The sequence below is a fragment of the Kosakonia sp. H02 genome, assembly GCA_030704225.1.
Classification (GTDB): Bacteria; Pseudomonadota; Gammaproteobacteria; order Enterobacterales; family Enterobacteriaceae; genus Kosakonia.
The window spans coordinates 3,257,462-3,271,130 of record CP131915.1 but is presented as its reverse complement, the minus strand read 5'-3'; the positions used below and the strand labels follow the sequence as shown (position 1 = coordinate 3,271,130).

General features: G+C 55.2%; 10 protein-coding genes. 8 read left to right on the top strand and 2 right to left on the bottom strand.

All coding sequences use genetic code 11. The features are described 5' to 3' along the window. Positions 1–25: 25 nt before the first annotated feature. Complete coding sequence (mltF, locus tag Q5705_15285; protein WLI75944.1) at positions 26–1,576, bottom strand: membrane-bound lytic murein transglycosylase MltF; 1,551 nt, start codon at positions 1,574–1,576, stop codon at positions 26–28. Positions 1,577–1,849: 273 nt separating this feature from the next. Between mltF and purL the strand changes: the two genes are divergently transcribed. The 7 genes from purL to glnB all read left to right on the top strand — a co-directional run bounded on the left by purL (position 1,850) and on the right by glnB (position 10,866). Beyond that, positions 1,850–5,737, top strand: a complete 3,888-nt coding sequence (purL, locus tag Q5705_15280; protein WLI75943.1) for a phosphoribosylformylglycinamidine synthase — start codon at positions 1,850–1,852, stop codon at positions 5,735–5,737. Between the two features lie 114 nt (positions 5,738–5,851). Next, positions 5,852–6,079: a type II toxin-antitoxin system Phd/YefM family antitoxin gene (locus Q5705_15275; GenBank protein ID WLI75942.1), complete on the top strand. Its 228-nt coding sequence runs from the start codon at positions 5,852–5,854 to the stop codon at positions 6,077–6,079. 37 nt (positions 6,080–6,116) lie between these two features. Then, a complete protein-coding gene (locus tag Q5705_15270; protein WLI75941.1) occupies positions 6,117–6,452 on the top strand; it encodes a type II toxin-antitoxin system RelE/ParE family toxin in 336 nt (111 codons plus the stop codon). A gap of 499 nt (positions 6,453–6,951) precedes the next feature. Then, positions 6,952–8,388, top strand: a complete 1,437-nt coding sequence (qseE, locus tag Q5705_15265) for a two component system sensor histidine kinase QseE/GlrK (protein ID WLI75940.1) — start codon at positions 6,952–6,954, stop codon at positions 8,386–8,388. Then, positions 8,385–9,119: a two-component system QseEF-associated lipoprotein QseG gene (gene qseG / locus Q5705_15260; protein WLI75939.1), complete on the top strand. Its 735-nt coding sequence runs from the start codon at positions 8,385–8,387 to the stop codon at positions 9,117–9,119. Before qseE ends, qseG begins: the two co-directional genes overlap by 4 nt. Beyond that, positions 9,116–10,453 carry a two-component system response regulator GlrR gene (glrR, locus tag Q5705_15255; GenBank protein ID WLI75938.1) on the top strand — a complete coding sequence of 446 codons (1,338 nt, stop codon included), beginning with the start codon at positions 9,116–9,118 and terminating at the stop codon, positions 10,451–10,453. The genes qseG and glrR overlap by 4 nt, the downstream gene beginning before the upstream one ends. A gap of 74 nt (positions 10,454–10,527) precedes the next feature. Then, positions 10,528–10,866 (top strand): nitrogen regulatory protein P-II, encoded by a 339-nt coding sequence (glnB, locus tag Q5705_15250; GenBank protein WLI75937.1) that lies wholly within the window; start codon positions 10,528–10,530, stop codon positions 10,864–10,866. Between the two features lie 45 nt (positions 10,867–10,911). Here the strand turns inward: glnB and hmpA are convergent, their stop codons facing one another. After that, on the bottom strand, positions 10,912–12,096 hold the full coding sequence (hmpA, locus tag Q5705_15245) for an NO-inducible flavohemoprotein (protein WLI75936.1): 1,185 nt from the start codon (positions 12,094–12,096) through the stop codon (positions 10,912–10,914). 313 nt (positions 12,097–12,409) lie between these two features. Here hmpA and glyA point away from each other — a divergent pair, with 313 nt between their 5' ends. Beyond that, complete coding sequence (gene glyA / locus Q5705_15240; GenBank protein ID WLI75935.1) at positions 12,410–13,663, top strand: serine hydroxymethyltransferase; 1,254 nt, start codon at positions 12,410–12,412, stop codon at positions 13,661–13,663. Positions 13,664–13,669 lie beyond the last annotated feature (6 nt).

The following is a 13,669-nucleotide window of genomic DNA, read 5'->3' as shown; positions in this document are numbered from 1 at the left end:
GGCAGATAAGTGCCGCGCGATCCGCTTAACGGTTCACTTTCAGCGACAGCCCATCCGGCACCAGCATTGGGTTACGCGGGAAGGCGTCAAACGCGGACAAGGCGCTAAACGGCAGAACGCCGTAAGCCGGGCGGTTAAGCTCCTGTGCCGACACCACCGGGTAACTTTGCGCCAGCTTTAGTGCTCTTGCGGCTTGCTTCTCTTTTTCCAGCAAATAGCCCACCAGGCTTATCTCATACTTACGAATATTCTCCACGTAGGCATACGCTTCATGCCCACGGGCGTAGCCGTAGGTTAACTTGCTGTAATACGCTTTCTGGCTTAACAACGGCAGGCGCTGTTTTACATCCGCCCAGCTATCGGGGTTACCTTTAGTTTTAGCCGTCAGCGCCCGGGCATCCAGCATATGCGCATAGCCCATATTGTAAGCCGCCAGCGCAAACCAAATCTTCTCATCTTGCGGAACGCTATCCGGCACCTTGCTCATCATATCCTGCAAGTAACGCGCGCCGCCGCTGATGCTCTGCTCCGCGTCGGTACGATCGCTCAGGCCTAAACTCTGCGCCGTATTGCGGGTTAGCATCATTAGCCCGCGCACGCCGGTTGGCGAGGTGGCTTGCGAATCCCAGTGCGACTCCTGATACGAAATCGCCGCCAGCAAGCGCCAGTCGATCTCTTCGGCATATTTTTCAAACAACGGTTGTAAGTCCGGCAGCACACTATCGACGGCGCGCAAAAAAGAGCGGGTATCGACGTAGTCAAAATCATCACCGTGGCCGAGGTACTTTTCCTCAAGGCGGGCGAGGGTGCCATCTTCATTAATATCATTGAAAAAATCGAGCATCGCCGCCGAAAGGGTATTGTCATCATCGCGCTTGCTAAACCAGGTGACGGGCTGCTCGTCGGTGATATCCAGCGCTACCGCCAGTTCCGGGTGAACGCGCTGAAACAGACTAATCGCCACCGAATCCGCCACGGTATAGCTCAGCTTTCCCTGAACCACCTGCTCAAGCAGGGCGGTGGTGCCGAGTTTGTCATCCACCTTCCAGCTTAGATTCGGGTATTTCTTCTCTTTTAACTCACGCAGATCATCCAGCGCCACATGCCCAGGCGCGACAGTAAGCTGGCTTTCGTTGATATTTTCCAGCGTACGCGGGCGGTAGCTGCCCACGCGATAAACTAGTTGCTGCGAAACGGAGTAGTAGACCGGGCCGGTCTGGTAGCTCTTGATGCGCTCATTGTTATACACCAGCCCGGCGGCGAGCATATCGGCGTCGTCGTTATCAAGGTCATCAAACAGTTGGCTGATATTTTGCCGCACCGTCACCGTCAGTTTGACGCCAAGGTAGTCGGCAAAATGTTGCGCTAAATCGTAATCCAGCCCGTAGGTCTTGCCCTCTATCGTGGCGTAGGTGAGCGGTGTCGCAACGGTACTGACGCGCAACTCTCCGCGCGCTTTAATCGCCGCGATGCGGTTGTCGGCTTTACCGAACCAGGGGATAGAAGGCCACAGGGCCGCTGCCAGCAGCAGGGTGACAATGCCGATGAGCAGATAATTAATCTTAAATCTTTTCAAGGAGTTAATTCTCTGCGCCGTGCTTTGCCTCAGGAGGATTTTTTGACGTAAAACCAGTAAGGTTTGTCGGTGATTGAGCGGCATTTTGCGCAACAAAACGCCAGTTGGCAACTAATTAGAGCATTCGGTCACAGCTATTGCTAAAAATTGGCGGCGATTTTATTTCGACGCAAACGGTTTCGTCAACGCACAGGATTCTCTATAATGACGCCCGTTTTCCCTGGTGCACACTTTAAGCGTCCCCGACGCTTCGTAATCGAAGACGAGAGACTTATGATGGAAATTCTGCGTGGTTCGCCTGCATTGTCCGCTTTTCGTATCAACAAACTGCTGGCACGCTTTCAGGCCGCCAACCTTCCGGTGAGCAATATTTACGCCGAGTATGCTCACTTTGCCGATCTGAATGACACGCTCACCGAAGAAGAGTACGCCCGGCTCCAGCGCCTGCTGAAATATGGCCCAAGCCTCAGCAGCCATACGCCGACCGGAAAATTACTGCTCGTCACTCCTCGTCCTGGCACCATCTCTCCCTGGTCTTCTAAAGCAACGGATATTGCCCACAACTGCGGCCTCGACAAAATCAATCGCCTTGAGCGCGGCGTGGCGTATTACGTTGACGCCGCCGGTCTGAGCGATGCCCAGTGGAAAGACGTCGCTGCGCTGCTGCATGACCGCATGATGGAGAGCGTATTCGCATCGACAGAAGATGCCGCGCGTCTGTTCGGGCACCATCAGCCTGCGCCAGTACAGAGTGTGGATCTGCTCGCTGAAGGCCGCCAGGCGCTGATCGACGCTAACCTGCGTCTTGGCCTGGCGCTGGCCGACGATGAAATTGATTATCTCCAGGAAGCGTTTACCCGCCTGGGGCGCAACCCGAACGACATTGAACTCTATATGTTTGCCCAGGCGAACTCGGAACACTGCCGTCACAAAATTTTTAACGCCGACTGGGTAATTGACGGCGAGCAACAGCCGAAGTCGCTGTTCAAAATGATCAAGAACACCTTCGAGCAAACGCCGGACTTCGTGCTCTCTGCCTATAAAGACAACGCGGCGGTAATGGAAGGTTCAGCCGTCGGGCGCTTCTTCGCCGATCGCGGGGAAGGCCGTTACGATTTTCATCAGGAACCGGCGCATATTCTGATGAAAGTAGAAACCCATAACCACCCGACGGCGATTTCGCCGTGGCCGGGTGCGGCAACCGGTTCCGGCGGTGAAATCCGTGACGAAGGGGCCACCGGGCGCGGCGCGAAGCCGAAAGCGGGTCTGGTCGGTTTCTCGGTCTCTAACCTGCGCATTCCGGGTTTTGAACAGCCGTGGGAAGAGGATTTTGGCAAGCCGGAACGTATTGTTACCGCGCTCGATATCATGACCGACGGCCCGCTCGGCGGCGCGGCGTTCAACAACGAATTTGGTCGTCCGGCGCTGAACGGTTATTTCCGTACCTACGAAGAGAAGGTCAACAGCCACAACGGCGAAGAACTGCGCGGTTATCATAAGCCGATCATGCTGGCGGGCGGGATCGGCAATATCCGCGCCGATCATGTGCAAAAAGGCGAGATCACGGTTGGTGCAAAACTGATTGTCCTCGGTGGCCCGGCGATGAATATTGGCCTCGGCGGCGGTGCGGCGTCCTCTATGGCGTCGGGTCAGTCCGATGCGGATCTCGATTTTGCTTCCGTACAGCGCGATAACCCGGAGATGGAGCGTCGTTGCCAGGAGGTGATCGACCGCTGCTGGCAGCTGGGCGATGCTAACCCAATCCTCTTTATTCACGACGTGGGCGCGGGCGGTCTCTCTAACGCTATGCCGGAGCTGGTGAGTGACGGCGGTCGCGGCGGGCGTTTTGAGCTGCGCGATATTCTCAGCGACGAGCCGGGCATGAGCCCGCTGGAGATCTGGTGTAACGAATCTCAGGAGCGCTATGTGCTGGCGGTTGCTGCCGATCAGCTGGCGCTTTTTGACGATTTGTGCCGCCGTGAACGCGCGCCGTACGCGGTAATTGGCGAAGCCACCGAAGCGCAGCACCTGACCCTGAATGACAGCCACTTCAACAACCAGCCGATTGATATGCCGCTGGATGTGCTGCTGGGTAAAACGCCGAAGATGACCCGCGACGTGGCGACGCGTCAGGCGACTGGCGACAGCTTTAATACGCACGGCATTACGCTTGCTGATGCGGTTAACCGTGTTCTGCATCTGCCGACGGTGGCGGAAAAAACCTTCCTTGTGACCATCGGCGACCGTACGGTCACCGGCATGGTGGCGCGCGATCAGATGGTCGGCCCGTGGCAGATCCCGGTGGCGAACTGCGCGGTCACGACCGCCAGCCTTGATAGTTACTACGGCGAAGCGATGGCGCTGGGCGAACGCGCGCCGGTTGCCCTGCTGGACTTCGCCGCTTCTGCCCGCCTTGCGGTGGGTGAAGCGCTGACCAACATTGCGGCAACGCAAGTTGGCGATATTAAACGCATTAAGCTGTCGGCGAACTGGATGGCCGCTGCCGGTCATCCGGGCGAAGACGCCGGTCTGTACGCGGCGGTGAAAGCGGTAGGCGAAGAGCTTTGCCCGGCGCTGGGCCTGACCATTCCGGTCGGTAAAGATTCGATGTCGATGAAAACCCGCTGGCAGGAAGGTAACGAGCAGCGCGAGATGACCTCGCCGCTGTCGCTGGTGATAACCGCCTTTGCCCGCGTTGAAGATGTGCGCCGCACCGTTACGCCGCAGCTTTCTACAGAAGAGAACGCCCTGCTGTTAATTGATCTTGGCAAAGGTAGTAACGCACTCGGCGCTACCGCGCTGGCGCAGGTTTACCGCCAACTGGGTGACAAACCGGCAGACGTGCGTAACGTTGAGCAATTAAAAGGCTTCTATGACGCTATTCAGGCGCTGGTGGCGGATCGCAAACTGCTGGCGTACCACGACCGTTCTGATGGCGGCTTGTTGGTCACCCTGGCCGAGATGGCTTTCACCGGGCATTGCGGCGTGAATGTCGATATCGCTTCGCTGGGTGGCGATCATCTGGCAGCGCTGTTTAATGAAGAATTAGGCGCGGTGATCCAGGTTCGCGCTGGCGATCGCGAAGCGGTGGAAAGCGTGCTGGCCGCTTACGGTCTTGCGGACGTTGTGCACTACCTGGGCAGCGCCGTCTGTGGCGATCGCTTTGTGATTGAAGTGGACGGCAAGCCGGTGTTCAGCGAGAGCCGCACCACCCTGCGTATGTGGTGGGCGGAAACCACCTGGCAGATGCAGCGCCTGCGCGACAACCCGGAGTGCGCGGATCAGGAGCATGAAGCGAAAGCCAATGACAACGATCCGGGCCTCAATGTGAAGCTCACTTTCGATCTCAACGAGGATATCGCCGCCCCGTTTATTGCGACCGGCGCGCGCCCGAAAGTCGCCATACTGCGCGAGCAGGGCGTGAACTCCCACGTTGAGATGGCGGCCGCGTTCCATCGCGCCGGGTTTGATTCGTTCGACGTGCATATGAGCGACCTGCTGGCCGGGCGTTCCGGGCTGCAAAACTTCCAGGCGCTGGTGGCCTGCGGCGGTTTCTCCTACGGCGACGTACTGGGTGCTGGTGAAGGCTGGGCGAAATCGATCCTCTTTAACGACCGCGTACGCGATGAGTTCGCAACCTTCTTCCATCGTCCGCAAACGCTGGCGCTTGGCGTGTGCAATGGCTGCCAGATGATGTCCAACCTGCGTGAACTGATCCCTGGCAGTGAACTGTGGCCACGCTTTGTACGTAACACCTCCGATCGCTTTGAAGCACGCTTCAGCCTGGTCGAAATCACCCAAAGTCCGTCGTTGCTGCTGGAGGGCATGGTCGGTTCGCAGATGCCGATTGCGGTTTCTCACGGTGAAGGCCGTGTGGAAGTGCGTGACGCGGCGCACCTGGCACAGCTTGAAAGCAAAGGGCTGGTGGCGCTGCGTTATGTTGATAATAGCGGTAGCGTGACAGAAACCTACCCGGCGAACCCGAACGGTTCACCAAACGGCATTACTGCCGTGACCAACGAAAGCGGTCGCGTCACCATTATGATGCCGCACCCGGAGCGCGTGTTCCGCACAGTGTCTAACTCCTGGCACCCGGAAAACTGGGGCGAGGACAGCCCGTGGATGCGCATTTTCCGCAACGCCCGTAAACAACTGGGTTAAAAAAATCAGGTTGTAGCGCTAAGCCCTCTTCTTCATTAAGGAAGAGGGCTTTTTTATGGCGGCAGGTCTAAATTCAGTCTATATTAAGACCGTTATTGCCATGAGGAGATGATTATGAAAGTTGAAACTATCAGCTTCGTTAAGAAAAATGCCGCATCGCTCGATCTCGCTGAGCCTATTTTGGTAACGCAAAACGGTGTGCCTGCCTATGTCATTGAGTCTTATGATCAGCAACAGGAGCGTGAAAACGCTATTGCCTTACTGAAATTGCTGACGCTCTCGGAAAAAGATAAAGCAGAAGGACAGGTCTACTCCAGAGATGATCTGTTATCAGGTTTGTAAGTCTCGAATAATGCATTGACCACTTTTAGAGCAGATTATGGACGATAGCCGCACTGTTTTTATTTATACGCGAACCGCAAAAGTTTGTGTTGATCAGATAGTTACCCATTTACAGCGCATTGATATTGAACCCCGCCCTGTTATCGCGGAGATTCTGGATGAGTTTGAAGCAAGAGTGGGGCGCTTCCCGCTTGGCTGTCAGCAATGCCCTGAACTGGTCAAACTAGGCTGCGCAAAATATCGTGAATGTAATACGTCCGGTGGATATCGGGTTTTATATTCTATTGATGAAGAAACAATCAACGTGCATGCTGTTTTGTCTCACCGCCAGGATATTCAGCAGCTCTTATTCAAACGTCTGATTCAGGCATGAGTCTATCTTTAACGTCACTCTCTAAAAGTGTCGGGTTTTCCCGACATCAGATATTTATCGTTGTCTCCAAAAAGAGACACTTAATCTTTTGATTTATATGATTTTATTTTTTACGCTATATGAGTGTTGCTAAATAGCGACAGGGCGTTCAAATAGTGAGCGTGTTTATGTTATATCTTGTTAGAAATAAAAACGTAATTATCAACTACTTAAATTAATTGCTGGCAACCTGGCATATTATGTGCATAATATCGCGCAGTGGCTCATTCACCTTCTTATGTCAGCCCCTTCGGGACGCGCTACATAAACTTAGAATGACGCACGTAAAGGTGCCTGCCGTCCACCTGCTGATCATTGCTTAGCTTTATCAGACATCGGGCGAAACGTCGAGTTAGGCACCGCCTAATTTCATAACAAAGCCGGGCTTTTGCCCGGCTTTGTTGTTCTTTACTCCGGCACTCGCTAGCATCTCTGTACCTTTTCCTGCGAGAGTACTGCATTGAAACGCTGGCCTGTGTTCCCCCGCTCGTTACGCCAACTGGTGATGATGGCGTTCCTGCTGATTCTGCTGCCGCTGCTGGTATTAGCCTGGCAGGCATGGCAAAGCCTGAATGCGCTCAGCGCGCAGGCGTTGCAAACCAACCGCACGACCCTTATCGACGCGCGTCGCAGTGAAGCGATGACCAATGCCGCGCTGGAGATGGAACGCAGCTATCGCCAGTACTGTGTGCTGGACGATGCCACGCTGGCGCGTGTCTACCAAAACCAACGCAAACGCTACAGCGAAATGCTGGACGCCCACGCAGGTGTGTTGCCGGATGACAAACTCTACCAGGCGCTGCGCCAGGACTTAAACGATCTCGCCCAGTTGCAATGCAAAAATAGCGGCCCGTCAGCCGCGGCCTCCGCCCAGCTTGAAGCCTTTGCCGCCGCCAATACCGAAATGGTGCAATCGACCCGCGCCGTGGTCTTTTCTCGCGGGCAGCAGTTGCAACTGGAAATTGCCGAGCGCGGCCAGTTTTTTGGCTGGCAGGCGCTGGTGCTGTTTCTGGTAAGCCTCGGGCTGGTGCTGCTCTTTACCCGCATGATTATTGGCCCGGTGAAGGGCATCGAGCGTATGATCAACCGGCTGGGGGAAGGGCGATCCCTTGGGCATACCGTGGCGTTCAAAGGACCGCGCGAATTGCGCTCCGTGGGCGAACGCATCATCTGGCTCAGCGAGCGGCTGGCGTGGCTTGAGTCACAGCGTCACCAGTTTCTGCGCCATATTTCGCACGAACTCAAAACCCCGCTCGCCAGTATGCGTGAAGGCACGGAGCTACTTGCCGATCAGGTGGTCGGGCCGCTGTCGCCAGAGCAAAAAGAGGTGGTGGAAATCCTCGATGCCAGCAGCCGCAATTTGCAAAAGCTGATCGAGCAACTGCTTGATTATAATCGCAAACTGGCAGATGGCGCCGTCGAGCTGGAAGAGGTGGAGCTGGAGCCGCTGGTCGATATGGTTATCTCTGCCCACAGTTTGCCCGCGCGAGCTAAAATGATGCATACCGATGTCGCCCTTGATGTGGCAACGTGCCAGGCGGAACCGATGTTACTGATGAGCGTGCTGGATAATCTTTACTCCAACGCGGTGCACTATGGGGCTGAATCCGGTACCATTTACCTCCACAGTTATCTTGCCGGCGCACGGCTTTGTATCGATGTGGCGAATACCGGTACACCCATTCCTGAAGCGGAACGCGAAATGATTTTTGAACCCTTCTTTCAGGGAAGCCACCAACGTAAGGGAGCGGTAAAAGGCAGCGGGCTTGGGCTAAGCATTGCCAGAGATTGCATTCGCCGCATGCAGGGTGAGTTGCATCTGGTGGCTGATGGCAAAGCCGATGTCTGTTTCCGTATTGAGTTACCGCTCACTGCGCCGGAAAAAACCATTAAATGAACCTGGATCTGGTGAGTATGTCGCATCTTTTTTCCCGCGTTGTGAACGCGGTTGCACAGCAACACTTGTGGCTTCGTGCGCTGCCCTGCCTGTTACTGGCCGGTTGCGTATCGCAAACGCCGAAAAGCGCTATTCATGACAACCAGGAAGAACGGCTCCCGGAGCATCAACTGGCTGATTTTCTCTCAACGGACTGCAATGAAATCTGGTCACTGTCGGGCCAGAACATCGATAATAACCCGCTCTTTTGGCTGCGCAGCATGGACTGCGCCCAGCGTTTAGCCCCGGCGGCGGCTCGTGCTGAGGCGCATTCGTGGTCTGACGATACGTGGCAGGCGACATTCCGGCGCGGCATTTTATTGTCAAATGCCAAAATCTCGCCGCTGGAGCGCCGCGAGTACACCGAACAGCTTGCTGCCTTAAGCACCGCTATTCCTGCTCAGGTGCGCCCGCTCTTTCAATTATGGCGCGATGGTGAAATGGCGCAGCTTCAGCTGGCAGAAGAGCGCAGCCGCTACAGTAAATTGCAGCAATCCGCCGACAGCGAGCTGGATAGCCTGCGCTCGCAGCAACAATTTCTGCGTGAGCAACTGGAAACCACCACCCGCAAACTACAGAACCTCACCGATATCGAGCGGCGGCTTTCCACCCGTAAACCGGCCGCCACCGATCTGCCGGATAGCACACACCCGTCTAAGAGCGACGGGAATCAAGAGGATGTGAAGCAATGACCAGCCGTAAGCCTGCCCATTTATTACTGGTGGATGACGATCCAGGCTTGTTAAAACTGCTGGGGCTGCGCCTCACCAGCGAAGGCTACAGCATTGTCACTGCCGAAAGCGGGCAGGAGGGGCTGCGCATTCTCGCGCGTGAAAAAATCGATCTGGTGATTAGCGATCTGCGGATGGACGAAATGGACGGCATGCAGTTATTCGCCGAGATCCAGCGCGTACAGCCGGGCATGCCGGTGATCATTCTGACGGCGCACGGCTCGATCCCTGACGCAGTCGCCGCCACACAGCAGGGCGTATTCAGCTTCCTCACCAAACCGGTCGACAAAGACGCGCTGTATAAAGCCATTGACGACGCGCTGGAGCATAGCGGTTCGACAGGGGACGATCAGTGGCGCGAAACCATTGTTACCCGCAGCCCGGTGATGTTACGTCTGCTGGAGCAGGCGCGAATGGTGGCGCAATCGGATGTCAGCGTGCTGATTAACGGCCAGAGCGGCACCGGGAAAGAGATCCTCGCGCAAGCCATTCACAACGCCAGCCCGCGCAGCAAAAGCGCGTTTATTGCCATCAACTGCGGCGCGCTGCCGGAACAGTTGCTGGAGTCTGAACTTTTCGGCCACGCCCGCGGCGCGTTTACTGGCGCAGTCAGCAGCCGGGAAGGGCTTTTTCAGGCGGCAGAGGGCGGCACGCTGTTTCTCGATGAGATTGGCGATATGCCGATCCCGTTGCAGGTCAAACTGTTGCGCGTCTTGCAGGAGCGCAAAGTGCGCCCGCTTGGCAGCAACCGCGATATCGATATTAATGTGCGGATTATTTCGGCCACGCACCGTGATTTACCCAAAGCGATGGCGCGCGGCGAGTTTCGCGAAGATCTCTACTATCGTTTGAACGTTGTCAGCCTGAAGATCCCTGCGCTTGCGGAGCGCGCGGAAGATATTCCGCTGCTCGCCAATCATCTGTTGCGCCAGGCAGCGGACCGGCACAAACCGTTTGTCCGCGCCTTTTCCACCGACGCCATGAAACGCCTGATGACCGCCACCTGGCCCGGCAACGTGCGTCAGTTAGTCAACGTGATTGAGCAATGCGTGGCGCTTACCTCGTCACCGGTGATTAGCGATGCGTTGGTTGAGCAGGCGCTGGAAGGCGAGAATACCGCGCTGCCAACCTTTGTCGAAGCACGTAATCAGTTTGAGCTGAACTACCTGCGCAAGCTGCTGCAAATCACCAAAGGTAACGTCACGCATGCCGCGCGAATGGCGGGGCGCAACCGCACTGAGTTCTATAAATTACTCTCCCGCCATGAACTGGACGCCAATGACTTTAAAGAGTAATGGCGAAATGATTATGGTACTGTGAGCAACCGATTACGATGCAGCAGACTGGCAAGAGCGTGTAAGGAACAACCATGAAAAAGATTGATGCGATTATTAAACCTTTCAAACTGGATGACGTACGTGAAGCACTGGCTGAAGTCGGCATCACCGGGATGACAGTCACCGAAGTGAAAGGTTTTGGTCGCCAGAAAGGCCACACCGAACTGTACCGTGGTGCAGAGTATATGGTGGATTTTCTGCCGAAAGTGAAGATTGAGATTGTGGTGGGCGACGATATTGTCGATACCTGCGTCGATACCATCATTCGTACCGCGCAGACGGGCAAAATCGGTGACGGCAAAATCTTTGTCTTTGATGTCGCGCGCGTGGTGCGTATTCGTACCGGCGAAGAAGACGACGCCGCCATCTAACTATTTTGCTATTTTGCCCTCACCCCGCAAGGTGAGGGCAGCGTGTTACAGCACCTTATGCGGGCCGAAGCATTCGTAATGAATACGATCTTTAGCAACGCCAAGCGTCACCAGTTGCTGCGCCGCAAACTGCATAAAGCCGACCGGGCCGCAAAGATAAAACTGCATTGCCGGGTCGCTGAATTTCCCTTCCAGCGTCGTTAAATCCATCAGTCCTGCGCTGTCGAAAAGGCCTTCCTCCGCCGTACCAGGCTTACGATACCAGACCTGCTTTTCAAAACGCGGCAGCATCGCGCCAAGCTGAGTGACTTCCTGCGCAAAAGCATGAACCTCACCGTTTTCCGCCGCGTGGAACCAGTTTACCTGTGCCGTGTGTTTTGACTGCACAAGATGGTTAAGCATCGCCAGCATCGGCGTTTGACCCACCCCGGCGGAAATCAATGACACCGGCGTGTTGGCGGCGACATCCATAAAGAAATCCCCGGCAGGCGCGGCCAGATGCACGATATCGCCCGCTTTCGCTTCGTTATGCAGCCAGTTCGACACCTGGCCGCCTTCTTCGCGTTTTACGGCAATGCGGTAACTTTTGCCGTTCGGCTGGCGGGTCAGGGAGTACTGGCGAATTTCCTGGTGCGCGAAACCGTCTGGTTTCAGCCAAATGGCGAGGTACTGGCCTGGCTGGTAATCGGCTACCGGTTGACCATCAACCGGTTCAAATTCAAAACTGGTGATAAGCGTGCTCTGCGGTTTCTTTTCTACCAGACGGAATGCGCGCGTACCCTGCCAGCCGCCCACTTTTTCGGCATGTTCGCTGTAAATCTGCGCTTCACGATTGATAAACACACCCGCCAGCACGCCGTAGGCTTTACCCCACGCGTCTAACACCTCTTGCCCCGGGTTGAACATCTCGTCAAGCGTTGCCAGCAGATGTGCGCCAACAATGTTGTATTGCTCAGGTTGGATCTGAAAACTGGTGTGCTTCTGGGCGATTTTTTCCACCGCTGGCAGGAGTGCGGCGAGATTGTCGATATTGCTGGCGTAAGCGGCAATGGCATTAAACAGCGCTTCACGCTGATCGCCGTTGCGCTGGTTGCTCATGTTAAAAATCTCTTTCAGTTCCGGGTTATGGGTAAACATCCGGTCATAGAAATGAGCGGTAAGTTTAGGGCCGGTTGCTGCCAGCAGGGGAAGAGTAGATTTGACTGTTGCGATGGTTTGGGCGTCGAGCATGGTGGCTTCCTTACAAGTGAACATTTAAAGTTGTATTTTAAATGCATCTTATAATTTTCAACGCTGCGTTGTAAAGCGCGCAGTAAAGGCAGGGTTATCGAACGTGAAGAAGTTGCATCACAAAGCTGAAAAGAAATCCGCTTAAATCACGAAGTGTGTTATCGCTCAAAGCCTTGCCTGGCGCGGAGCCAATCGTTTGCGTAAAAACCTTTGTCAAGACCTGTTATCAGAATAGTAATCAGTTATACTGTCAGCCGTTCCCCATTTGGGCCCTTATTTAGAGTCGTTTTGTTAGCTGAGTCAGGAGATGCGGATGTTAAAGCGTGAAATGAACATTGCCGATTATGATGCCGAATTGTGGCAGGCTATGGAGCAGGAAAAAGTACGTCAGGAAGAACACATTGAACTGATCGCCTCCGAAAACTACACCAGCCCGCGTGTAATGCAGGCTCAGGGTTCTCAGCTGACGAACAAATACGCCGAAGGTTACCCAGGCAAACGCTACTACGGCGGTTGTGAATATGTTGATATCGTTGAACAGCTGGCAATCGATCGCGCAAAAGAGCTGTTCGGCGCAGATTACGCCAACGTGCAGCCGCACTCTGGCTCACAGGCTAACTTCGCGGTCTACACCTCTCTGCTGGAGCCGGGCGATACCGTGCTCGGTATGAACCTGGCGCACGGCGGCCACCTGACTCACGGCTCCCCGGTTAACTTCTCTGGCAAGCTGTACAACATCGTGCCTTACGGCATCGACGAAACCGGCCACATTGATTACAACGATCTGAACGCGCAGGCGCAGAAACATAAGCCGAAAATGATCATCGGCGGCTTCTCTGCATACTCCGGCGTGGTTGATTGGGCAAAAATGCGCGAAATCGCTGACAGCATCGGTGCATATCTGTTTGTAGATATGGCGCACGTTGCTGGTCTGGTTGCCGCAGGCGTTTATCCGAACCCGGTTCCCCATGCGCACGTTGTGACCACCACGACCCACAAAACCCTGGCGGGTCCGCGCGGCGGCCTGATCCTGGCAAAAGGCGGTAGCGAAGAGCTGTACAAAAAACTGAACTCTGCCGTGTTCCCTGGCGGCCAGGGCGGCCCGCTGATGCACGTTATCGCGGGTAAAGCGGTCGCGCTGAAAGAAGCGATGGAGCCAGAGTTCAAAACCTACCAGCAGCAAGTGGCAAAAAACGCCAAAGCGATGGTGGAAGTGTTCCTGAGCCGTGGCTACAAAGTGGTTTCCGGCGGTACGGATAACCACCTGTTCCTGCTGGATCTGGTGGACAAAAACCTGACCGGTAAAGAAGCTGACGCTGCGCTGGGTCGTGCTAACATCACCGTGAACAAGAACAGCGTGCCGAACGATCCGAAAAGCCCGTTTGTCACTTCTGGTATCCGCATTGGTAGCCCGGCAGTCACCCGTCGCGGCTTCAAAGAAGCGGAAGTGAAAGAGCTGGCAGGCTGGATGTGTGACGTGCTGGACAGCATTAATGACGAAGCGGTTATCGAGCGCACCAAACAGAAAGTGCTGGATATCTGCGCGCGCTTCCCGGTTTACGCGTAAATAAGA